The organism is Actinokineospora sp. NPDC004072 (assembly GCF_053604195.1).
The window spans coordinates 61,206-84,213 of record NZ_JBSGHB010000021.1; the positions used below are offsets into that span (position 1 = coordinate 61,206).

Below are 23,008 nucleotides of genomic sequence, written 5' to 3' on the forward strand. Positions count from 1 at the left end.
GAGTCGGTCGCGCACCGTCGTCCGGATCGTCCCGGAATGGCTACTCCAAACGGGTTACGCTCGGTTGGCCTAGTAGCCTTTCCCACCTGTGTCTCAGACCACCGGTCGCCCCCGCCCGCGCTGGGGTGGCCCGGACCGAAGACCGAGGACGGTGTGGGCCAGGACGACCAACTCGCCGCCGCCGAGGCGCTCCGGGCGGACCGGGAGGTGCGCCTGCTCATCGACGCAGGCCGCGCCGACGAGGCGAACATGCTGTTCGACCAGCTGCTCGCCAAGGTGCCGCCGGGTCTGGCGCCGTGGACGCGCGCGGCCATCCTGACCCGCAGGGCGGTCTCGGCCTGGCGGCTGCGGCGCATCCCGCTGGCCCTGGAGCTGGCCGCCGAGGGCTGGAGCGACATCGACGCCGAGCAGCCCCGCGGCTCGTTCGCGGCCGACACCCTGCACCGGCTGGGTTACCTTTTGGAGGGCATCGGCCACCGCCGGGCGTCGCTGGACATCACCCGCGTGGCCGTCGAAGTCGCACGCAAGGGTGACGACGTGGAGATCCTGGCGCACGCGCTGCAGAACCTGGGCGGGACGCTCAACTTCCGCGCCTGCGAGCAGCCCCCGGCCGAGGCCGAGGCCAGCTACCGGGAGGCCATCGCGGCCTTCGAGGAGGGCCTGGGCCTGGTCACCGGGGGGCGCATCCACCTGGCCCTGCTCGCCGCCTACGGCGCGTCGCTGGCCGGGCTCGGCGAGCTGGACGAGGCCGAGCGCATCGCCAACCGGACGCTGGAGCTGGCCGCCCCGGGCCCGGACGTGTGGGCCGAGTCGGTCGGCAACTGGGTGCTGGCCCGCATCCGCTGGCAGACCGGCGACCTCGACGCGGCCACCCAGCACGGCATCACCGCCGTCGAGTGCGCCGAGCAGATCAACGACGTGGCCCTGCTCCAGCGCTACTCCGAGGACCTGGCCAACATCTGCCGGGACAACGGCGACCACGCCGGCGAGGCCGCGGCCCTGCGCCGCACGGTGATGGCCCGGCGGACCGCGGTCGAGACCCTGCAGGAGGGCCTGAGCCAGGCCCTGGAGCAGCGCCGCCTGGCCATCCGCGCCCAGCGCCTGGCGATGGCCGCCCAGGAGGCCGCCGCCCGCGACCCGCTGACCGGCCTGGCCAACCGCCTCGGCCTGGAGCACACCGCTCCTGAGCTGCTCGAACGCGCCATCGCCAGCGGCCGGGTGCCGTGGCTGGTGCTCATCGACGTCGACTGGTTCAAGGGCGTCAACGACGCCGCGGGCCACGCCGCGGGCGACGCGGCGCTGCGCGAGATCGCCCAGGTCTTGCGCAACGAGTGCCGGGTCGGCGACCTGATCGCCCGGTGGGCGGGCGACGAGTTCGTCGTCGTCCTGGTCGACAACCCGGCCGACCACGCCCACGACGTCCCGGTCGGCGTCTCGGTCGCCGAGCGGGTGCGCACCGCCGTCGACCAGCACGACTGGACCGCCGTGCTCGGCACCACCCAGCGGCCGACGGTCAGCATCGGCGTGGCGACCGGCCCGCACTCGCTGGAGAAGCTGTTCGCCAACGCCGACATCGCCCTCTACCGGGCCAAGCGCCGCGGGCGCAACCGGGTCGAGGTGCACTCCTCGGTCGGCGACTACGCGATCAACCCGCCGCGGTAGGCCACCAGCGCGGCCTGCACCCGGTTGCTGGCGCCGATCTTGCCCAGCACCGCGGAGACGTAGCCCTTGACCGTGGTCTCCGACAGGTGCAGCTCGCGCCCGATCTCGGCGTTGGACAGCCCGCGCCCGATCAGGGTCACCACGTCGCGCTCGCGCTCGGACAGCGTGGCCAGCCGCTCGCGGGCGGGCTCGGCCGCGCGCTCGCCGACGGCCATCGCGTTGACCACCCGCGCGGCCACCGTCGGGTCGAGCACGACGCCGCCCGCGGCCAGGTCGTGCACCGCCTTGATCAGGTACGCCGGGTCGACGTCCTTGAGCAGGAACCCGGAGGCGCCCAGCCGCAGCGCGCGGCGGACGTAGTCGTCCATGTCGAAGGTGGTGAGCATGCACACCGCGGGCGGGTCGACCAGCGCGGTGATCGCCCGCAGCGCGGTGATGCCGTCGGTGTCGCCCATGCGGATGTCCAGCAGCACGACGTGCGGCCGGTGCAGGCGCACGGCGTCGGCGACCCCGTGCCCGCTGGCGCACTCGGCGACGACCTCGATGTCGGGCGCGCTCGTCAGGATCGTCCGCAGGCTCGTGCGGACCAGGTCCTCGTCGTCGGCGACGATCACTTTCAGCATGCGCCCTCCCCGAAGGGTGCCCTTTTCGGAAGCTTACCGGGAGGCCGGGGAGGGGCCGAAGCTGAAAGCCTTTCGCAACTGCGCCACGCACCGGTAACGTGACCGAACGTCACAAGGCGAGAGGAGCATCCCCGGTGCGAGTCCTCATCCCCGCCGCGACGTGCGTGACGGTCCTGGCCTCCCTGCTCCCGGCCCCCGCCGCGGCCGAGGTCACCCCGCCCGCCACCGCCGCGACCGACTACTGCGTCGGCCAGTGCGCCGACATCAACCCGCCCGGCCAGAACGGCAGCGCCACGCTCGCCGAGATCCTGGCCCACCAGGTGCTCGGCACCCGGCCCCGGCACGCCGACGACCAACTCGGCAAGTACGCCGCGCTGGCGACCGGGTACCCGGCGCTGACCACCGACAAGATCGCCCAGTACTTCAACGACGCCTCCTTCGGCGTGCCCCCGGCCCAGGTCGAGAGCACCACCAAGCCGCGGGCGGACGTGACGATCGTGCGCGACAAGGCGACCGGCACACCGCACATCACCGGCACTACCCGTTCCGGCACGATGTTCGGCGCCGGGTACGCCGCCGCGCAGGACCGGCTGTTCGTCATGGACGTGCTGCGCCGCGTCGGCCGCGGCCAGCTCACCCCGTTCGCCGGCGGCGCGGCCGCCAACCAGCAGCTGGAGCAGGGCTTCTTCGCCGACGCGCCGTACACCGAGGCCGACCTCCAGCGCCAGATCGACGACGCCGCCGCGGCGGGCCCGCGCGGGGCGCAGGCGATGGCGGACGCGCGCGACTACGTCGAGGGCGTCAACGCCTACATCAGCCGCGCGCACAGCGGCCGGTACTTCCCCGGCGAGTACGTCCTGCTCGGCCACATCGACGCGATCACCAACGCGGGCCGCATCGAGCCGTTCAAGCTGACCGACCTGGCCGTCATCGCCGCGGTGATCGGCTCGCAGTTCGGCGCGGGCGGCGGTGGCGAGGTGCAGGCCGCGGTCGCCAAGCTGGCCATCCAGGAGCGCTACGGCCTGGCCGAGGGCGAGCGGATCTGGCGGTCGCTGCGCACCGCCGACGACCCCGAGCACATCCAGACCGTCCACACCGGCGCCCGCTTCCCGTACGCGCTCCCGCCCGCCAACCCGCGCGGCGCGGCCATGCCGGACCCCGGCTCGGTCGTGCGCCAGCCGCTGGTGTTCGACCGGACGGGCGCGCAGACCGCCGCGGTGCAGCGCAAGGACTTGGCGACGCCCAAGGGCGGCCCGCAGACCATCGAGGTCGCGCGCGGCCTGCTCGCCGACGGCGTCCTGCCCGGCGACCTGCTGGCCGACAAGCGCGGCATGTCCAACGCGCTGCTGGTCTCCGGCGCGCACACCGCCAGCGGCAACCCGGTCGCGGTGTTCGGGCCGCAGACGGGCTACTTCGCCCCGCAGCTGCTCATGCTGCAGGAGTTGCAGGGGCCGGGGATCAGCGCGCGCGGCGCGTCGTTCGCGGGGATCAGCTTCTACGTGCTGCTGGGCCGCGGCCAGGACTACGCCTGGAGCGCGACGTCCTCGTCGCAGGACATCATCGACACCTACGCCGTCGAGCTCTGCTCGCCCAGCGGCCCCCCGACCCTGGGCAGCAACCACTACCTGCACCGCGGCCAATGCCTGCCGATGGAGGTCGTGGAGCGGCGCAACTCCTGGTACTGGTCGGTGGGCAGCCCGGTCGACGCCGGGTCGTACACGCTGCGGGCCTACCGGACGAAGTACGGTCCGGTGACGCACCGGGCGACCATCGGCGGCAAGCCGGTGGCCTACACCCGGCTGCGGTCGACCTACCTGCACGAGCTGGACTCGGTCATCGGCTTCCAGGAGTTCAACGACCCGGCGGCGATCCGGTCGGCGGCGGACTTCCAGCGCGCCGCCTCGCACATCGGCTACACGTTCAACTGGTTCTACGCCGACGCCGACGACATCGCGTACTACAACTCGGGCAACAACCCCGTCCGCGACCCCGCCGTCGACCCCGGGATGCCGGTGCTGGCCAACGCCGGCTACGACTGGGCGGGCTGGAACCCCGACACCAACCGCGCGGCGTACACCCCCTACGAGTCGCATCCGCAGGTGGTGAACCAGGACTACATCATCTCGTGGAACAACAACCAGGCGCCCGGGACCGCGGCGTCCGGGCTGGAGCGCGGCGCCGTGCACCGCGGTGACCTGTTGGACTCGCGGGTGCGCGCACTGGTCGCCGAGGGCGGTGTCACCCGGGTCAGCCTGACCCAGGCGATGGCCGAAGCCGCCCTCGCCGACCTGCGCGCCGAGCGCGTGCTGCCGCTGCTGCTGCGCGTCATCGGCTCCGACCCGTCGGTCGACCCGGCCCTGCGCTCCCTGCGCGACTGGCTGGCCGCCGGGGGCCTGCGCAAGGCCAACGGCCGGGTGTACGAGCACGCCGACGCCATCCGCATCATGGACGCCTGGTGGCCGCTGCTGGTCCGCGCGCAGTTCGCCCCCGGACTCGGCGACGCGGCGTACGCGGAGCTGACCCGGGTGCTGAAGGTGGACGAGTCGCCGTCCAACGGCAACGCCCACCAGGGCTCGTCCTACCAGGCGGGCTGGTGGGGCTTCGTCCACAAGGACCTGCGCGCGGTGCTGGGCGAGCCGGTCGCGTCACCGCTGGGCGCGGAATTCTGCGGTGGCGGCGACCTCGCCCGCTGCCGGCAAATCCTGGTCGACACCCTGCGCACCGCCGCGGCGACCCCGGCGACCACCGTCTACCCGGGCGACGGCGACTGCGCCGCAGGCGACCAGTGGTGCGCCGACGCCATCATCCACAACGCCCTCGGCGGGATCACCCACGAGCCGATCTCCACCCAGAACCGCCCGACCTACCAGCAGATCGTCGAATTCCCCGCCCGCCGCGGCGCCGTGACGGCCACCGCAGGCCACGGACGCGGGCTCCCCGGCCACCCGCGGTCCTACACCCGCCCGGCCTGACCGTCCCAGACGCCAAGGGGCGCGGGCGTTGTCCTGGTGGACAACACCCGCGCCCCTTGTGCTGACTACGCAGGCTTGAGCGCGTCCATCAGCTTCACACGCGCGCCGCTGCGCATCACGGCGTTGCGGTAGATGCGGCCCGACAGCCACACCAGGGCCGGGATCAGGGCCGCGGTCAGGACCACGGCGAGGATCGCCTGCCACGCGGGCACCCCGCCCATCGCCATGCGCATCGGCATGAGGGTGGGGGAGAAGACCGGGATCAGCGAGAGGGTCTCGACCAGCTTGTTCCCCGGGTCCGACGGCAGCACCGAGATGCCGACGACGTAGCCCAGGATGACGAACATCAGCGGCGGCGTGATCACCCCGCCGACGTCCTCCTGCCGCGACACCAGCGCCGCCAGCGCCGCGAACAGCAGCGAGTACGCCAGGAAGCCGAGCAGGAACCACACGACCAGCCAGATGACGGTCCCGACCGCCGTCGACAGGCTGATCGTCAGCACGTCGAACGCCAGCGCCGCGGCGATGCCGATGCCGCCGACCACGGCCATCTGCACCAGCCCGATCAGGCCGATGCCCAGCACCTTGCCCGCCATCAGCTGCCACGGCCGGATCGTGGCCAGCAGCAGCTCGACGACCCGGCTGGACTTCTCCTCGACCACGCCGGTGGCCACCATCTGCCCGTTGAGCAGCAGCGACATGTAGATCAGCACGCCCGCGACCATCCCGATCACCAGCTGCTGTCCGTCGTACTCCTGCGGCGGCTCGATCGGCCGCACCTCGACCCGCGCCTGCGCGACGGTCTCGTTGACCGCGGCCGGGTCGCCGCCGAGGCCGGTGATGGCCTCGTTGAACGCGACCTGCCCGGCGAGCACGTTGAGCACGTCCTCCAGCGAGCCGTCGAGGTCCTGCTGCACCACCACGGCGAAGGTGTCGCCGGAGGGCACGAGCAGGGCGTCGAGGTCGCCCGCCGCCAGGTCGGCGCGGCCCGCGGCCTCGTCGGTGACCGCGCGGGTGTCGATGGTGCGCCCGATGGTGGTCGCCGTCGCCTTCAGCGGCTGCTCCAGCGACGCGGTCGGCCCGAGCAGGCCGACGGTGGCGTCGGAGCCGCCGGAGATCAGCTTCATCAGCAGGCTGAACCCGACCAGCAGGACGAGCGTGACGCCGGTGAGGGCGATGAACGCCTTCGACCGCACCTTGGTCTTGATCTCGCGGCCCGCGACCAGGCCGACGGCCTGCCAGTTCCCCAACTGCACGTCCGGCATGTCGCTCACGCCGATCCCTCCCCGGTAACCACGCTGCGGAACAACTCGGTCAGCGACTGCCTGCGCCTGCTGAACTCGGTGACCGGCCCGGTGGCCAGCGCCGCGCGCAGCACGGCCTGGTCGTCGGCGCCCTCGCCGAGCTCCAGCTCGGTCCGCGGCCCGTCCTGGGCGACCACGGTCACGTTCGGCACCCCGTCGGCCCACCCGGGCCCGGCGTTCGGCGCCTCCACCACCAGCCGCGTCGTCCCCGAAGACCGCAGCGCCTCAACGGTGTCGCACGCCTCCATCCGTCCATTGCGGACGATGCCGACCCGGTCGCAGAGCCGCTCCACCAGGTCGAGCTGGTGGCTGGAGAACACCACCGGCACCCCGTCGCGCGCCTTGTCCTTGAGCACCCCGCTCATGACGTCGACGGCGACCGGGTCCAGGCCGGAGAACGGCTCGTCGAGGACGAGGATGAGGGGGTTGTGCACCAGGGCGGCGGCCAGCTGCACGCGCTGCTGGTTGCCCAGGCTCAGCTGCTGCACCTCGTCATCCCACCGCTGCGCCACCCCGAGCCGCTCGGTCCACTCCCGCACCGACCGCTCGGCCGCCGCGGCGGAGAGCCCGTGCAGCCGCGCCAGGTAGACCAGCTGCTCGCCGACCTTCATCTTGGGGTAGAGCCCGCGCTCCTCCGGCATGTACCCGATGTGCCGCCGCGTGGTCGGCGTGATGGGCGCCCCGTCCCACCGCACCTCCCCACCATCAGCCGCCAACACCCCGAGCGCGATCCGCATCGTGGTCGTCTTCCCGGCCCCGTTGCTCCCGACGAACCCGAACAGCTCCCCAGCCCGAACGTCGAACGTCATCTCCCGCAACGCCACGACGTCTCCATACCTCTTGGAGATCCCATCGATCTCCAGACGGCGACCCATCCGCCACTCCCCTCGATCATCCTCACCTGGGCGAACACCCCCCATCCTGCCCTCCCCGGGCGAAACGGACATCCGGCAGGGCCCCTAGTGGCCGCCCCGAACCCGGGCGGGGGGTATGGTGACCCCTGGCAAGCCCTCGTAGCTCAGGGGATAGAGCATCGGTTTCCTAAACCGTGTGTCGCAGGTTCGATTCCTGCCGGGGGCACTGGCGATCCGCCTGCGGTAGGTGGCGGTGGGCGGCTACCGGCTGGTCCCGCCGCCCGCAGCCCCGGTTCCGTGGGCGCGCCCTTCCCGGTCCCGACTCGTGTACGCCCGGTATCGCCAGCCCGTGAAGATGGCGATCAGCAGGGCTGGCCAGAAGTTGCCGTATACGACGCTCAGGCTCAGGGTTTCGCCGATGTGGCCCACAATCGATCCCGGCGATTGCAGGCCAATCCAGAATCCGGCGAGTCCGGCGTAGGAGATAGCGCTCACCACCCCCAGCAGCACAAGGCCGCCGCTGCGCCGCCGCGCGAGGGTTGGGAGGGTGGCTGCCAGGACGAGGGCGTAGCCGAGGATTCCGGCCCACCACGGCCAGCTGGTCCAGAAATCGAATCGGCGGGTGAACGTCGTCCACAGGCCGTCCGGGGTCTTGTCGAGCCAAGCGGTGATCGCCAGCGGGACCGCGCCCTGCAGAACGCAGAGGGTGGCGGCGGCCAGCGCGGAGTGCGGCAACGGCCCCAGCTGCCTCGTCTGCGCGGCAGAGACCCCCATAGCAGGAAACGTACCTGTCCGGCACAGTCGTTGTTCCTGGAACGCCCCAAAGGCCGCTGACCGGTAGCTCGACCGCCGAGGGCACAACCGCGCTGCAACCGCCGTGCGTTAGCCAGGGGGAAAGCATGCAGACGGGAGGCGGGCGAAGTGGTGCGGACAGCGGTGTTGTGCGCGGTCGTCGCGGTGGCGACGGTCGGGTCGGTTTCTGGGGCGCCTGAGGTGGGGTTGGCGGCGTGCGGGGACGCGGTCGTGTCGGTGGGCGACTACGGCACCTATGAAGGCACCGGCGGTTCCGGCGTCCGCAACTTCACCTTCCTGGTCTCGGTGGCCCCCGCCGCCGGGTGCGCCGCCACCGGGTCGGTGCAGGTGCAGGCGGTCAGCGGGACCGCGGTGGCGCCGGGGGACTTCCAGGCGACCACGACCACGGTGAGCTGGAACGGCGAGACCGCCCCGCGCACGGTCGTCGTCCCCGTCGTCGCCGATGCCACCGCCGAGAGCACCGAGACGTTCACCGTCGTGCTCAGCAACCCGGTCAACCTGGTGATCGGGGACGGGAGCGCGGTCGGCACCGTCATCGACGACGACGATCCGCCGCAGCGGACAGGCGTCGACGGGGGGAAGATCTGCTGGGGGACCGACCGCGTCGCCACCGCAGGCCAGGAGAGCTGCCGGGTCGAGATCAGGACGAACTTCCCCGCCCGCGCGCCGATCACCGTGCACTTCCGGACGATCGCGCTGGCCAAGCCGGTCGGCTACGTGCCGGTGCGGGACGGGTTGATCACCATTCCGGTGGGCAGCACGGTCGGGGTGGCCGAGATCCCGCTGGTGCCCGGGCCGCGGCCGCCGGAGGAGCGCTTCGGGTTCGAGCTGTTCGACCCCTCGGCGGGCGTGCTGGGCAACGCCAAGACCGTGGTCACCATCCTGGCCCGGTGACCTGGCGCAGCTCGGCGAGCGCGCCCTGGATCTGGGCCTGCTCGTCGGCGTCGGGCACCCCGGCGCGCAGGACGGCGGCGCGTTCGAGTTCGCGGCGGGCCTCGGCGACGCGGCCCGCCGCGAGGTGGGCGCGGCCCAGGTGGGCGGTGGCGGCGGCCTCGCCGTGGCGGTCGCCGACGGCGCGGCTGGCCGCCAGGGCCGCGGCGAAGTGCTCGGCCGCCGGGTCGGGGGCGCCCCGGTCCAGGTGCACCCGGCCCGCGTCGAGCAGGCACTCCCACTCCAGCCACCGGTCGCCCAGCTCGCGGCTGATGGCGATGGCCCGCTCGACGGCCGCCAGCGCCCCGGCGTGCTCGCCGAGCTGCAGGCGGGCCTCGCCGATGGTGTCCAGGGTGGCCGCGACCAGGCGGTCGTGGCCCAGCTCGGCGAAGGTGCCCAGGGCGTCGGTCAGCGGGCCCAGGCTCGACTCCGCCCGGCCCATCCGCACGTAGGTGTGCCCGAGGTTGCGCTGGGCCAGCGCCCGGCCCAGCGCGTTCCCGGCCGCGGCGCAGGTGGCCACCGCCCGCTCGTGGGCGACGACGGCCTCGTCGAAGCGGCGCAGCTCGGCCAGGGCGTTGGCGATGTTGTTGAGGACGTGGCCCTCCCCGGCGGCGTCGCCCGCCGCCTGCGCCGCCCGCAGCGCGGCCCGGTTGGTGGCCAGGGCGTCGGCGAAGCGGCGGGTCATGAAGTAGGCGACGCCGAGGCCGCGCAGGGTCTCGGCCTCGGCGCGCGGGTCGCCCGCGGCGGCCTCGGCGGCGACCGCGCACACCCGCGTGCGCAGGTGCCAGTGGCCGGTCGCGTCGTGGTAGCTGGTGAGCAGGTAGGTCAGCTGCCAGGCCGCGTCGGGCCTGCCGTGGGCCAGGGCCAGCCGGACCACCGGCAGCACGTTGTCCCGCTCGCCGTTGAGGAACGCCAGCGCGGCGTGCCGGTCGTCGGGGAAGGGCAGCCGGTCGGGCCGGAACCGCGGCCGGGGTTCCACCGCGTCGCGCCGCGGGTCGATGACGGCGTTGGCGGCCGCGGCGACCACCAGGTACCAGTCCAGCAGCCGGTCCACCGCCGCCGCGCGCTCCTCGGCGGGCACCTCGGCCCGGACCCGCTCGGCGGCGAACTCCCGGGTCAGGTCGTGGGCGCGGTAGCGCTCCGGGCCGACCGGGGCGAGCAGGTGCCCGCCCGCGAGCGCGGCGAGCGCGCCCGCCGCCTCCGCCACGCCGATCCCGCACAGCGCCGCGCCCGCTCCGGGCGTCACGGTCGGCCCCGGGACCAGGCCGACCATCCGGAACATCGCCGCCTGCGCCGCGGGGAGCGGGCGGTACGCGCTGGCCAGCACAGCGCCCACCGTCCGCGGGTCGCCGTCGACGGCCAGCCCGTCCAGCCTGCCCGCGGTGGCCAGCTCGTCCGCCGTCGCGGCCAGCGTCGTGGCGGGGGCCCCGAGCAGCCGGGCGGCGATGATCCGCAGCGCCAGCGGCATCCCGCCGCACAGCCGGGCCAGCCGGGCCGCGGCGACCGGCTCCTGCCGGACCCGGGCCTCGCCGAGCACCCGGGTGAGCAGCGCGAGCGAGTCGGCGTGGTCGAGGGCGTCCACCGCGACCGGGCGGACGGCGTGCCGGGTGCCCAGGGCGGCCAGGGTCGCGCGGCTGGTCACCACCAGCGCGCTGGACCCCGCGCCGGGCACCAGCGGCAGCACCTCGTCCACCCGGGCGGCGTTGTCCACCAGCACCAGGCAGCGGCGGGCGCGCAGCAGCGACCGGTACAGCGCGGCGCGCTCGGCCGGGTCGGCGGGCACCCGGTCGTCGGGCACGTCCAGCGAGCGCAGCAGGTGGGTGAGCGCGTCGCCGGTGGCGGCGAGGTCGACGTAGAGCTGGCCGTCGGGGAAGCAGGCGGCGACCCGGTGGGCCCACTGCACCGCCAGCGCGGTCTTGCCCATGCCCGCCGCGCCGGTGATCACCACGACCGGCCGCTCGGCCCCCGCGACCACGTCGTCGAGGGCGCCCAGCTCGGCGGCGCGGCCGGTGAAGTAGCCGACGGGCGCGGGCAGCTGGGCGGGGGCGGCGCCGTAGGCGGGCTCGGCGGCCAGCGCCGGGTCGCGGCGCAGGATCGCGGTGTGCAGGGCGGCCAGGTCGGGGCCGGGGTCGGCGCCGTACTCCTCGGCCAGGTCGCGGCGCACCCGGTCGAACACGGCGAGCGCCTCGGCGTGCCTGCCGCAGCGGTGCAGGGCCAGCATCGCCAGCCCGGCCATCCGCTCGCGCAGCGGGTGGCCCGCCAGCAGCCGGGGCAGCTCGCGGGCGGCCTCGTCGTGCCCGCCGAGGCGCAGCTCGGCCTCCCACAGGTCCTCCACCGCCGTCAGCCGCTGCTCGGCGAGGTCGGCCACGGCGTGCCCGCCCCAGCCCGCCAGCGGGGTGTCGGCGAACGGCTCGCCCCGCCAGAGCCCGATGGCCTCGCGCAGCAGCGGGGCGGCCCGCTCGGGGGTGTGCCCGCGGGCGGCGCGGACCAGCGCGGCGAAGCGGTGGGCGTCCACCGCGTCCGGGTCGATGTCGAGGGCGTAGCCGGGGTCGCGGGTCACCAGCACGCCGCCGAAGCCCGCGGCGGTCAGCGCGGTGCGCAGCCGGGCGACGTGGCTGTGCAGGGTCTTGACGGCGGTGCGCGGCGGCCGGTCGCCCCACAGGACGTCCACCAGCCGGGTCGCCGAGAGCACCGTGCCCGCGTGCAGGGCGAGCACGCCCAGCACGGCGCGTTGCCGCGCGCCGTGCAGCTCTGCCCGCCCGGCGGGACCGACGGCCTCGACCGGTCCCAGGACACCGAGCCATCCGGGTCCGGTCACCCCAGGTCGCCTCCGTGCGTCATCGCCCGAGGCGAGCGTAGCCGGCCGGGCAGACGGGCAAATCGGCCAACCGGGTACCGGACAACCGTCCCGCAACCCGGCTGCAACCGCCCGGACGCACGCTCGGGACGACTCGACCACCCGAGGGAGAGGTTCCCCATGTCCCCAACCCTGCTGCGGCGGCGCCTGCCGCTCGCCGCCGTCGTGGCCTTAGCGGCCACCCTCGCGCCCGCGCTGGGCACCGCCGCCGCCGCGCCCGCCCCCGCCCAGTCCAGCCGGTGCGGCCCGATGGACGTCACCATCGTCATGGACACCACCGGCAGCATGGGCGGCGCGCTGGCGAACGTGCAGTCCGGGCTCTCGGCGATCCTGTCGGACGTGGTCGCCCTGTCCGGCGGCGACTACAAGCTCGGCCTGGTCAGCTTCAAGGACAACGTGACCGTGGACGTCGACCTCGCCGCGGGCAACCAGGCCGCGGTGTCGGCCCAGCTCGGCGCGCTCACCGCGACCGGTGGCGGCGGCGAGCCGGAGGCGTCCGACGAAGCGCTCAACACCGCGGTCAACAACCTGCCCGCGGGCGCCCGCCCGCAGACCGGGAACTTCGCGGGCACCTGGCGCAGCAACGCGACCAAGCACGCGATCATGGTCACCGACGCCCGCCCCGGCGGCTTCGACGACGCCCACACCGCCGCCGACGTGGCCAGCGCCCAGCAGGTGGCGCTCGACGCGCAGACCAGGGGCATCAAGCTGACCCCGATCTACGTGCCCACCTCGACCGCGTTCAGCGGCACCATCGTGCCGATCATGCAGAACTACGCCACGACCACGGGCGGCAACTTCTACCAGACCACCCCCACCGGCAGCGACACCGCGGCGCTCATCCGCCGCGCGCTGATCAACTGCAACCCGACCGACGTCTACATGCGCGACAACACCGGCGACGCCGGGGTCGAGCCGCTGGTGTCGGGGTCGGCGTACACCAGCCCGGACATCCGGGTGTGCACCACGCCGTCGCCGTGCTCGGGCACCAACCCGGTCGCGGGCCAGACGAACTACGTCTACGTGCAGCTGAACAACCCCGGCCCGGGCGGCAGCGGCCCTGACCTCGGCACGTTGCGGCTGTACTACACCGCCCAGGGCGGCGGGGCGCAGTGGCCCGTGCACTGGACCGAGTTCGGCTCCGAGTCCGGCGTCAGCGTGCCGCCGGGCGGCACCACCGTGATGATCGAGTGGCCGAACGTGCCCGGCCCCGGCCACTTCTGCCTGCTGGCCCGCTGGGAGTCGGCGTCGGACCCGATGACCTTCGCCGAGACCACCGCCACGCACACCAACGCGCGCAACAACAACAACATCGCGTGGCGCAACGTGAACTCGGTGGCGGCGCTGCCGGGCACCAAGCCGATCACCCGCCCGTTCACCCTGGGCAACCCGTTCCGCGAGCCGCTGGTCACCGACCTGGTCCTCGCGGGCGGTGAGCGGCCCTTCGGCGGCAGGCTGGTCGTCGACCTCGGCCCGGACCTGATGCAGCGCTGGCGGGCCGCAGGCGGCAAGGCCGAGGGCGTGCGCCAGGTCGGCGAGACCCAGCTGGAGATCGTCGACCAGCGCCGGGCGGTGCTGCACGGCCTGGCGCTCAAGCCGGGCGAGCGGGTGCTGACCACGCTGACCTTCACCGCGTCCGACCGCGCGGCCCCGGGGCAGAGCGTGCGGATGTACCAGACCGACCAGCGCGGCGAGGACATCGGCGGCGTGGAGTTCGTCATCGGCCGCCAGTGATGAGGGGGTGACCGGCGCCCGGCCGTCCGATGTGGACGGCCGGGCGCCGTCGCCTGCCCGGGGCGGTCGGGCAGACTGGTCGGGTGCGGATTCCTCGGGTCGTGGTGGACGCGGTGGGGCGGGACGCGGTCTGGTCGGCGGACCACGAAGGGCTCAGCGGCGGGGTGTGGCGGACGACGGGCGCCGCGGGCACGTTCTACGTCAAGCACGGCGGCGAGGCCGTCGACGAGCACGAGCGGCTGCGGTGGCTGGACGGGCGGGTGCCCGTCGCCGAGGTCGTCGCCTGCGCGGACGCCTGGCTGGTGCTGGCCGACGTGCAGGCCCCGTCGCTGCAGGCGGCGCCGGTCGACCCCGCGGCCACGGGCGCGGCGATGGGCCGCACCCTGCGCGCCCTGCACGCGATCCCGGTCGCCGGGTGCCCCTTCGACGCGGGCCGCGACGCCGCGATCGCCGCCGCCCGGCGCAACGTCGCCGCGGGCCGGGTCGACCCGGAGGACTTCGACGCCGACCACGCGGGCTGCACCCCCGAGGAGCTGCTCGACCGGCTCGTCCGGCTCAGACCCGCCGCGGAGGACGCCGTCGTCGCGCACGGGGACTTCACCCCGGCCAACGTGCTCATCCGGCCCGACGGCTCCTGCGTGCTGATCGACCTCGCGCGCCTGGGCCGGGCCGACCGCTACCGGGACATCGCCCTGGCCGAGCGCGAGCTGGCGGCCGACGACGCCTTCGACGCCTTCCTCGACGCCTACGGCCTGACCAGCATCGATCCGCACCGGATGTACTGGTACCGGCTGCTCGACGAACTGCTGTGAAACCGCGCTGAAACCGCCCTGATCCGGGCGCGCCGCAGGCTGTGCCCATGACCGACGCGATCACCGTCGTGGGGCTGCGCAAGTCCTTCGGCGACCACACCGTCCTCGACGGCATCGACATCCGGGTCCCGGCAGGCACGATCTTCTCGCTGCTGGGCCCCAACGGCGCGGGCAAGACCACGACCGTCAACATCCTCACCACGCTCATCAGCGCCGACGGCGGCGACATCGCCGTGGCCGGGCAGCGCGAGCCCGCCGCGATCCGGGCCGCGATCGGGGTGACCGGGCAGTTCTCCGCGGTGGACAACCTGCTCACCGGCGAGGAGAACCTGGTCCTCATGGCCGACCTGCACCACCTCGGCCGCCGCGCGGGCCGCAGGCGCGCCGCCGAGCTGCTGGAGCGCTTCGACCTCGTGGCCGCGGCCAAGAAGACCGCGGCCACCTACTCCGGGGGCATGCGCCGCAGGCTCGACCTGGCCATGACCCTGGTCGGCGGCCCCCGGCTGATCTTCCTGGACGAGCCGACCACCGGCCTGGACCCGCGCAGCCGCCGCGGCATGTGGGAGGTCATCCGCGACCTCGTGCGCCAGGGCACCACGGTCTTCCTGACCACCCAGTACCTGGAGGAGGCCGACCAGCTCGCCGACCGCATCGCGGTGCTCAACGGCGGCCGGATCGTCGCCGAGGGCAGCGCCGACGAGCTGAAGCGGATGATCCCCGGCGGGCACGTGCGGCTGCGCTTCGCCGACGCCCGCGGCCTGGAGTCGGCCGCCTACGCCCTCGGCGACGTCCACCGCGACGAGCTGACCCTGCACGTGCCCAGCGACGGCAGCCTGCGCTCGGTCAAGGCCCTGCTCGACCGCCTCGACGACGAGTCCATCGAGGTCGAGCACCTGTCCATCCACACGCCCGACCTCGACGACGTCTTCATCGCCCTGACCGACAAGGAGCCCGCCCGATGAGCCACGCCCTGGCCGACTCGGCCACCATGCTGCGCCGCAACCTCAAGCACCTGCTGCGCTACCCGTCGGTGACGATCATGCTCGCCGGGTTCCCGATCCTGTTCCTGCTGCTGTTCGTCTACGTCTTCGGCGGCACGCTCGGCGCCGGGCTCGGCGGGTCCGGGGGCCGGTCGGACTACATCGAGTACGTCGTCCCCGGCATCCTGCTCATGGCCATCGCCAGCGCGGCGCAGGGCACGGCGATCTCGGTGGCCACGGACATGACCGAGGGCATCATCGCCCGCTTCCGCACGATGAACATCGCCCGGGTGTCCGTCCTCACCGGACACGTCCTGGGCAGCATGATCCAAACGCTGGTCGGCATCGCGCTGGTGCTCGGCGTCGCCGTGCTCATCGGCTTCCGGCCCAGCGCCAGCCCGCTGGAGTGGCTGGGCGTGCTCGGGTTCGTCGTGCTGGTCACCTTCGCCATCGTCTGGTTCTCCGTCGCGCTGGGCCTGGTGTCCAAGACGGTGGAGGGCGCGAGCAACCTGCCGATGCCGCTGATGTTCCTGCCGTTCCTGGGCAGCGCGTTCGTGCCCACCGACTCGATGCCCGCCGGGCTGCGCGCCTTCGCCGAGCACCAGCCGTTCACCCCGATCATCGAGACGATCCGCGGCCTGCTGACCGAGGCCCCGGTGAGCAGGGGTTGGGTCGCGGTCGGCTGGTGCGTCCTCATCGCCCTGGTCGGCTACCTCTGGTCGCGCAGGCTGTTCAACCGCGACCGCTGAGCACGGCCAAGGCGGCCAGCCGCAGCTCCTCCCGGCCCAGCCCGGCGTACGCCGACACCGCGTCGGCGTACGCCGGGCCGTCGGCGTCCCGCGCCGCCGCGCGCGCCGCGGCCACGGCCATCGTCGGCTGGAAGTTGCGCAGGTAGCCGCAGGCCTCGGCGAGCGCGACCAGCCGCGCGCCGCGGGGGTCGCCGCCCGCGAGGTCGACCATCCCCAGCGCCAGCAGGTGCGCGCCCCACAGCGGAAGCTGCATCAGGTACGGCGGCGGCTGCTCGACCGGGTTGGCGAGCATCCCCAGCAGCCGGTCGGCTAGCTGCGCCGCGGTGTCGGCCACCAGGTCGACCGCGCCGTGGCGGGCGTGCGCGACGACGGCGACGCAGCGCGCCTCCAGCGCCCACAGGTCGAACCCCGGCGGGTCGCCGCCCGCGTACAGCTCCCCGACCGCGCAGACCTGGTCGAGCACCCGCCGCCACAGCGCCAGCCCCGCGTCGACCTCGCCGCGGGCGATGCGCACCTCGGCCAGCACGCCGAGGTCGTAGGCGGGGGTGCCGCTGTCCACGTCGCCGCGGGTCACCCGGTCCAGCCACCGGCCCGCCTCGTCGACCTCGCCTGCGGCCAGGGCCGCCAGCACCATCCACCAGCGCAGGCCCACCACGTCGGCGGTCGCGCCCAGGCGCTCCATCACCGGCAGGGCGGCCAGCAGGTGCGCGCGGCAGCGCTGCCCGTCGTCCACCCGCTGGGCGAGCTCGGCGCAGCGGCCGTGCGCCTGCGCCCACTGCCAGGGCGTGGCCCGCTCGTCGGCGGCCGCCACCGCCAGCTCGCCCGCCGCCAGCGCGGCGTCGAGGTCGCCGTCGTGCTCGTGGTCGTAGCTGGCCAGCGCCGCCGCCGCGGAGGTGTGGGCCGGGTGCTCGCCGTCGGGTTGGGCGCCGACCAGCAGGTGCGCGAACGCCCGGACGGTCGTGTCCGGCGGCCCGGTGAGCATCCGGGCGAGCGCGTCGAACACCGGGCCGTCGCGCTTCCCGCCCGCCATGTAGCCGTACCAGGCGGTCAGGGTCAGCGCGGTGACCGCCGGGTCGGACGGCTCCGCGGCCAGCAGCGCGGGCTCGACCTCGGCGACGACCGCGGCCAGCCGGGTGTAGTTGGACTCGATGACCCACAGGCCCATCAGCACCGCGGCGACGGCCGGGTGCGGGGCCAGGCGCAGGGCGCGCAGGAGGTTGTCCTCCTCGGCGCGCACCAGCGGCGCGGCGGCGAAGGAGTCCGGGCCGAACACCGCGTCGTGGTGGCGGGCGCCGAAGTCCGCCGCCCAGGCCAGGAACCGCGCGTCGGGCGGCCCCGGCGCGCCCGCGAACTCCCGGACCGTCTCCAGCATCCGGAAGCGGGTGCCCGCCGGGGTGTCCTCGACCTTGAGCAGCGACTGGTCGACCAGCGCCTCCAGGATCGCCAGCACGTCGCCGTCGACCAGCCAGCCCGCCGCCTCGGCGGTGCAGCCGCCGGGGAAGCTCGCCAGCGCGGTCATCGCCGCCTGGGCGGGCGGGTCCAGCAGGTTCCACGACCAGTCGACCACCGCGCGCAGCGTCTGGTGCCGGGCCGGGGCGTCCCGGGACCCGCCGCGCAGCAGGCTGAACCGGTCGGCCAGCCGGGCGGCGATCTCCGGCACCGACAGCACCCGGACCCGGGCCGCGGCCAGCTCCACCGCCAGCGGCAGCCCGTCCAGCCGGGCGCACAGCTCGGTGACGGCGGCCCGCGGCAGCTCCACCCCGGGCCGCGCGGCCCGCGCCCGCTGCTCGAACAGCGCGACGCAGGTCGCCAGGTCCAGCTCCGGCAGCGGGTACACCGACTCCGACGACAGCCCCAGCGGCGCGCGGCTGGTGGTCAGCACGCGCACGTCCTTCGTCGTGGAGACCAGCGTCTGCACCAGCGCGGCCGCCCCGCGCAGGACGTGCTCGCAGTTGTCGAGGATGAGCAGCGCGCCGGGGCCCAGCGCGTCGGCGATGCGGCCCTCGCCCGCGCCGACGACCGCGGCGACCTCGCCCGCCACGTCGTCGTCCGAGCCGACGCCCGCGAGCGCGACCAGGTGCACGACCGGCTGCTCGGCGGCCCGGCCGACTGCCTGGGCCAGCCGGGTCTTGCCCAGCCCGCCCGGTCCGACGATCGTGGTCACCCGCGAGGACCGGACCAGGCCGGTGACGGCGGCGATGTCGGCCTCGCGGCCCAGCAGCGGGTTCGGCTCGTGGGCGACGTTGTGCCGGACCGGCTCGCCTTGCAGCAGCCGCTGGTGCAGGGCGCGCAGGGCGGGGCCGGGGTCGCTGCCCAGCTCGTCGCGCAGCATGCGGCGGTAGGTCTCGTAGCGGGCCAGCGCGGCGGCCGGACCGGCGGTGGCCGTCTCGGCGCGCAGCAGTTCGAGGAGGATCTCCTCGTCGTGCGGGCGCTCGTCGGCCAGGTCGGCCAGCGCGTCGAGCGCCTCGGCGTGGCGGTCGAGCCGGGACAGGGCCAGCGCGTGCGCCCGCACCAGCGATCGGTGGACCGGGGTCCGCTCGGCGCGCAGGGCGGACAGCGGCCCGTCGCCCTCGGCGCCGGAGCCGTCCCAGAGCGCCAGCCCGGCGGCGGCGTGGGCCAGGGCGCCCGCGTGGTCGCCCGCCCGGGCGGCCTGGGCGGCCGCGGCGGCGCAGCCGAGCAGGGCGGAGCTGTCGACCAGCTCGGCGGCGATGGTCAGCCGGTAGCCGGTGGGCGTGCGGACGATGAGGTCGGGGCCCAGCTGCGACCGGGCCCGCGACACCAGGATCTGCACCGCCTTGGCGGGGTTGCCCGGCTGCTCGTCGGGCCACAGCTGGTCGATCAGCCGCTGCGTCCCGCACCCGGCCCGCAGGTCGGCGGCCAGCAGCGCGAGCAGGTCGCGCAGCCTGCCCCCGGTGATCTCCCGGTCGCGGTAGGACACCCGCGGCAGCAGGACCAGGTCGGGGCTCACCCCGGCAGGACAATCACATCCTGGTCGGCGCCTCGATCCCGAGCAGGTCCAAGCCGCGGGTCAGCACCGCCGAGGTGAGCGCGGCCAGGGCCAGGCGCGAGCTGCGCACCGGCTCCGGCGCGCTCAGCACCGGGCAGCTGTCGTAGAACCCGGTGAGCGCCGTCGCCGTCTCGAACAGGTACTGGCACAGCTTGTGCGGGGCGTACCCGTCGATCGCGGCGCCGACCGCGGCCGGGAACTGGGCGAGCTTGAGCCCGAGCGCGCGCTCGGCGGGCTCGGCCAGGGTGATCTCCGCGCCGGGGAAGTCGAACTCCCCGGCCTTGCGCAGGATCGAGTGGATGCGGGCGTTGGCGTACTGCAGGTACACCGAGGTGTTGCCCTCGGTGGCCAGCATCCGCTCCCAGGTGAAGGTGTAGTCCTTCTCCCGGTCGCCGGACAGGTCGGCGTACTTCACCGCGCCCAGGCCCACCGCGCGGGCGACCGCGGCCTGCTCCTGCGGGTCCAGCGACGAGCGCGACGAGACCAGCGTGGTGGCGTGCTGCACGGCCTCGTCCAGCAGGTCGACCAGCTTGAGCGTGCCGCCCGCCCGGGTGCGGATGGTCTTGCCGTCCTCGCCGAGGATCGTGCCGAATCCGATGTGGACGGCGGTGTTGGCCGGCCCGAGGTAGCCCGCCATGCGCGAGGCGGCGAAGACCATCTGGAAGTGCTGGGCCTGCGGGGTGCCGACCACGTACAGCAGGTCGGTCATGCCGCGGTCGCGGATCCAGTACCGGACGGTGGCCAGGTCCGTGACGGGGTAGCCGTAGCCGCCGTCGCGCTTGCGCAGGATCAGCGGCAGCGGGTCGCCGTCGCGGTTGGCGAAGCCGGGCGGGAACACGCACACCGCGCCGTCGCTGACCGAGGTGATCCCCTGGGCCTCCATCTCGGCGATGACCTCGGCCAGGTACGGGTTGTAGAAGCTCTCCCCGTAGATGTCCTCGGGCGTCAGCGAGATGTCCAGCAGCTGGTAGACCTTGGCGAAGTGCCGGGTCGACTCGGCCACCAGGTCCCGCCACAGCGCCAGGGTCGCCTCGTCGCCGCTCTGCAGGGCGACCACGCGCAGCCGGGCGCGGTCGGCGAAGTCCGGGTCGGCGTCGAACTTCTTGCGCGCCTCCTGGTAGAAGCCGTTGAGGTCGCCGATGGTGTGGTCGCCGGACCAGCCGGTCTCCGACAGGTGCTCGATGAGCATGCCGAAGGGCGTGCCCCAGTCGCCGAGGTGGTTGTGCGGGACGACCTCGTGCCCGGCGAAGCGCAGCAGCCGCAGCAGGGACTCGCCGATGATGGTCGAGCGCAGGTGCCCGACGTGCATCTCCTTGGCCACGTTCGGGCTGGAGTAGTCCAGGGCGAACCGGCGCGGCTGCGCGGCGGGCTCGACGCCGAGCCGCTCGTCGAGGCCGGAGAGCCGCGCGGCCAGCCAGTCGGTGCGCAGGACGAGGTTGATGAACCCCGGCCCGGCCACCTCCGGCGCCTCCACCTCGGGGGCGTCCAGCCCGTCGACGATGGCCTGCGCCAGCTCGCGCGGCGGCCTGCCCAGCTTCTTGCCCAGGCTCATCGCCGCGTTGCACTGGTAGTCCACGCCCGCCCGGGACGACGGCCGGATGACGGCCTCCTCCGGGGTGATCTCCACGCCCAGCCCGGCCAGCGCGTCGGCCACCCGCCGCCCGAGCAGCAGTGCGATATCGCCGCTCATGCCTGCCACGTCCCCGGGTCCGCCGCGGTCTGCTCGCCGGTCGCCATGTCCTTCACCTCGTGGGGCTTTCCTTCGTCGAACGGCGGGAACCACACGAACGGGATGCCCTTGCGCTCGGCGTACTTGAGCTGCTTCTTGAGGTTGCTCGCCTGGTGGAACACCTCGGTGTTGATGCCCCGCCCGCGCAGCTGGGCCGCGGTAGCCAAGGCGTCGCCGCGGCGCTCGGCCGAGGGCACGGCCACCAGCACCCGGGTCGGCGACTTCGGCCCGGCGGGCAGCCTGCCCTCGGCCAGCAGCTTGGCGAAGATCCGGGTCAGGCCGATCGACAGGCCGACGCCGGGCAGGTTGCGCCGGATGAACGACCCGGCAAGGTCGGCGTAGCGCCCGCCGGAGCAGATGCTGCCGTAGCCGGGCCAGTCGAGGAACTTCCCCTCGTAGACCGTGCCGGTGTAGTAGTCCAGGCCGCGGGCGATCGACAGGTCGGCGACCACGCTGCCCGCGGGCAGGTCGGCCAGCGACTCCAGCACGAAGCCCAGCTCGTCCAGGCCCTCGGCGAGCAGGTCGGACTTGACCCCGAGCCGGGTGACCTCGTCGACCACCGAGGCGTCCGCGCCCTTGATCTGGGCCAGGTCCAGGCAGGCGGTGACCTGCTCGGGCGACAGGCCCGCGCCCGCCAGCAGCTCGGCGACCCCGGCCGGGCCGACCTTGTCCAGCTTGTCGGCGATCCGGATGACCGCCAGCGGGTCGCCGATGCCCAGGCCCTCGTAGAAGCCCTGCAGGACCTTCCGGTTGTTGATGTTGAGCGACCAGGGCGGCAGGCCCAGGCCGGTCAGCACCTCGTGGATGATCCTGGGCAGCTCGGCGTCGAAGTGCAGGGGCACCTCGTCGACGTTGATCACGTCGATGTCGCACTGGGTGAACTCGCGGAAGCGGCCCTCCTGCGGCCGCTCGCCCCGCCACACCCGCTGCATCTGGTACCGCTTGAACGGGAAGACCAGGTCGTTGAAGTGCTGGGCGACGTAGCGGGCGAACGGCACGGTGAGGTCGAAGTGCAGCCCGAGCTTGGCGTCGCTGTGGTCGCGCGGGTCGGCCTGCAGCCGCCGCAGCGTGTAGACCTCCTGCGAGGTCTCGCCCTTGGCGGTCAGCACGTCCAGCGACTCCACCGCGGGGGTCTCGATCGAGGCGAACCCGTAGCGCTCGAAGGTGGCCCGGATGCCGTCCAGCCAATGCAGCTCGACCGCGCGCACCTCGGGCAGCCACTCGGTGAAGCCGCTGATCGGGGCGGGTCGGACCACGGGCTGGTCGCTCATCGGCTGACTCTCCAAAGTAGGGGATGCCAGGCAATGGTATTAGAGGGGGAGCAGCCCATCAGAGCTGGCTGGAGCCGTCGGGTGCGGTGCGCCACTGCTCGAACGGCCGGTCGAGGTGCCAGCGGCCGCCCGCGAAGGTCAGGATGCGGTGCTCGCAGTGCGCCGGGTTGGACAGCGACTCGAACAGATCGATGCTCCAGGAGAACATCCGCCTGCACAGCAGCCGCGTGGTCAGCCCGTGCGAGACGACCAGCGCGGTGCTCGGGTGCGACGGGTCGTACTCCACCCGCTGCTCCAGCTCGTTGAGGAAGCTGGCCACCCGGTCGTCGACATCGGCCCCGGACTCCCCGTGCGCCAGCCGGTAGAAGAAGTGGCCGAACTCGTGCCGCTTGCGCTTCTGCACCTCCTGCTCCACCGGGTCCTGCAGGTTGCCCCAGTCCTGTTCGCGCAGCCGCGGCTCCTCGACCCGGCGCACCACCCGGTCGCCGAGGTCGAGCAGGGCGAGGGTGCGCACGGCCCGCTTGTAGGGGCTGACGTAGACGGCGACCTCCTCGTCGCCGAGCAGCGCGCGCAGCCGCGCGCCCGCGACCCGCGCCTGCTCCTCGCCGCGCTCGGTCAGCGGCAGCGCGTGGTCGGGTATCCGGCAGTAGGCCAGCTCGTCGATGTTGCCGATGCTCTCGGCATGCCGGAGGAGGATGATCCGCACACCCC

The 23,008-nt window shown here is 74.0% G+C and carries 16 protein-coding genes and 1 tRNA gene; 8 read left to right on the plus strand and 9 right to left on the minus strand.

Going from position 1 to position 23,008, the window contains the following annotated elements; translation table 11 throughout:
- The first annotated feature begins 153 nt into the window (after window positions 1–153).
- On the plus strand, window positions 154–1,662 hold the full coding sequence (locus ACWEPX_RS27320; protein WP_451900109.1) for a diguanylate cyclase: 1,509 nt from the start codon (window positions 154–156) through the stop codon (window positions 1,660–1,662).
- Here ACWEPX_RS27320 and ACWEPX_RS27325 read toward each other — a convergent pair.
- Window positions 1,638–2,285 (minus strand): response regulator, encoded by a 648-nt coding sequence (locus tag ACWEPX_RS27325; protein WP_451900110.1) that lies wholly within the window; start codon window positions 2,283–2,285, stop codon window positions 1,638–1,640. The two genes, ACWEPX_RS27320 and ACWEPX_RS27325, sit on opposite strands and share 25 nt — an antisense overlap.
- A gap of 134 nt (window positions 2,286–2,419) precedes the next feature.
- Between ACWEPX_RS27325 and ACWEPX_RS27330 the strand changes: the two genes are divergently transcribed.
- Window positions 2,420–5,257: a penicillin acylase family protein gene (locus tag ACWEPX_RS27330; protein ID WP_451900111.1), complete on the plus strand. Its 2,838-nt coding sequence runs from the start codon at window positions 2,420–2,422 to the stop codon at window positions 5,255–5,257.
- A 65-nt stretch (window positions 5,258–5,322) separates the two neighbouring features.
- On the opposite strand, the gene ACWEPX_RS27335 is transcribed toward ACWEPX_RS27330, so the two are convergent.
- Both ACWEPX_RS27335 and ACWEPX_RS27340 read right to left on the minus strand, forming a co-directional pair.
- On the minus strand, window positions 5,323–6,522 hold the full coding sequence (locus ACWEPX_RS27335; protein WP_451900168.1) for an ABC transporter permease: 1,200 nt from the start codon (window positions 6,520–6,522) through the stop codon (window positions 5,323–5,325).
- A gap of 5 nt (window positions 6,523–6,527) precedes the next feature.
- Window positions 6,528–7,436 (minus strand): ABC transporter ATP-binding protein, encoded by a 909-nt coding sequence (locus tag ACWEPX_RS27340; RefSeq protein ID WP_451900112.1) that lies wholly within the window; start codon window positions 7,434–7,436, stop codon window positions 6,528–6,530.
- Window positions 7,437–7,568: 132 nt separating this feature from the next.
- On the opposite strand from ACWEPX_RS27340, the gene ACWEPX_RS27345 reads away from it, so the two are divergent.
- A tRNA-Arg gene (locus tag ACWEPX_RS27345) sits at window positions 7,569–7,641 on the plus strand.
- A 35-nt stretch (window positions 7,642–7,676) separates the two neighbouring features.
- On the opposite strand, the gene ACWEPX_RS27350 is transcribed toward ACWEPX_RS27345, so the two are convergent.
- Window positions 7,677–8,189, minus strand: a complete 513-nt coding sequence (locus ACWEPX_RS27350) for a hypothetical protein (RefSeq protein ID WP_451900113.1) — start codon at window positions 8,187–8,189, stop codon at window positions 7,677–7,679.
- Window positions 8,190–8,339: 150 nt separating this feature from the next.
- Between ACWEPX_RS27350 and ACWEPX_RS27355 the strand changes: the two genes are divergently transcribed.
- Window positions 8,340–9,122 carry a Calx-beta domain-containing protein gene (locus ACWEPX_RS27355; RefSeq protein ID WP_451900114.1) on the plus strand — a complete coding sequence of 261 codons (783 nt, stop codon included), beginning with the start codon at window positions 8,340–8,342 and terminating at the stop codon, window positions 9,120–9,122.
- Here the strand turns inward: ACWEPX_RS27355 and ACWEPX_RS27360 are convergent.
- Complete coding sequence (locus tag ACWEPX_RS27360) at window positions 9,103–11,976, minus strand: BTAD domain-containing putative transcriptional regulator (RefSeq protein WP_451900115.1); 2,874 nt, start codon at window positions 11,974–11,976, stop codon at window positions 9,103–9,105. The two genes, ACWEPX_RS27355 and ACWEPX_RS27360, sit on opposite strands and share 20 nt — an antisense overlap.
- Window positions 11,977–12,135: 159 nt before the next feature.
- Between ACWEPX_RS27360 and ACWEPX_RS27365 the strand changes: the two genes are divergently transcribed.
- From ACWEPX_RS27365 to ACWEPX_RS27380, 4 genes are all read left to right on the plus strand, one after another.
- Window positions 12,136–13,749, plus strand: a complete 1,614-nt coding sequence (locus tag ACWEPX_RS27365; RefSeq protein WP_451900116.1) for a vWA domain-containing protein — start codon at window positions 12,136–12,138, stop codon at window positions 13,747–13,749.
- 83 nt (window positions 13,750–13,832) lie between these two features.
- Window positions 13,833–14,561 (plus strand): aminoglycoside 3'-phosphotransferase, encoded by a 729-nt coding sequence (locus ACWEPX_RS27370; protein ID WP_451900117.1) that lies wholly within the window; start codon window positions 13,833–13,835, stop codon window positions 14,559–14,561.
- A gap of 47 nt (window positions 14,562–14,608) precedes the next feature.
- Complete coding sequence (locus ACWEPX_RS27375; RefSeq protein WP_451900118.1) at window positions 14,609–15,523, plus strand: ATP-binding cassette domain-containing protein; 915 nt, start codon at window positions 14,609–14,611, stop codon at window positions 15,521–15,523.
- Complete coding sequence (locus ACWEPX_RS27380; protein ID WP_451900119.1) at window positions 15,520–16,290, plus strand: ABC transporter permease; 771 nt, start codon at window positions 15,520–15,522, stop codon at window positions 16,288–16,290. The genes ACWEPX_RS27375 and ACWEPX_RS27380 overlap by 4 nt, the downstream gene beginning before the upstream one ends.
- Here ACWEPX_RS27380 and ACWEPX_RS27385 read toward each other — a convergent pair.
- From ACWEPX_RS27385 to ACWEPX_RS27400, 4 genes are read right to left on the minus strand one after another with little or no spacing between them, the layout of a single operon-like run.
- Complete coding sequence (locus tag ACWEPX_RS27385) at window positions 16,274–19,258, minus strand: AfsR/SARP family transcriptional regulator (RefSeq protein WP_451900120.1); 2,985 nt, start codon at window positions 19,256–19,258, stop codon at window positions 16,274–16,276. The two genes, ACWEPX_RS27380 and ACWEPX_RS27385, sit on opposite strands and share 17 nt — an antisense overlap.
- A 13-nt stretch (window positions 19,259–19,271) precedes the next feature.
- Window positions 19,272–20,987, minus strand: a complete 1,716-nt coding sequence (gene argS, locus ACWEPX_RS27390) for an arginine--tRNA ligase (protein ID WP_451900121.1) — start codon at window positions 20,985–20,987, stop codon at window positions 19,272–19,274.
- Window positions 20,984–22,297, minus strand: a complete 1,314-nt coding sequence (hisS, locus tag ACWEPX_RS27395; RefSeq protein ID WP_451900122.1) for a histidine--tRNA ligase — start codon at window positions 22,295–22,297, stop codon at window positions 20,984–20,986. Before hisS ends, argS begins: the two co-directional genes overlap by 4 nt.
- A gap of 58 nt (window positions 22,298–22,355) precedes the next feature.
- Entirely contained in the window at window positions 22,356–23,003 is a 648-nt protein-coding gene (locus ACWEPX_RS27400; protein ID WP_451900123.1) for a histidine phosphatase family protein, read from the minus strand.
- Window positions 23,004–23,008 lie beyond the last annotated feature (5 nt).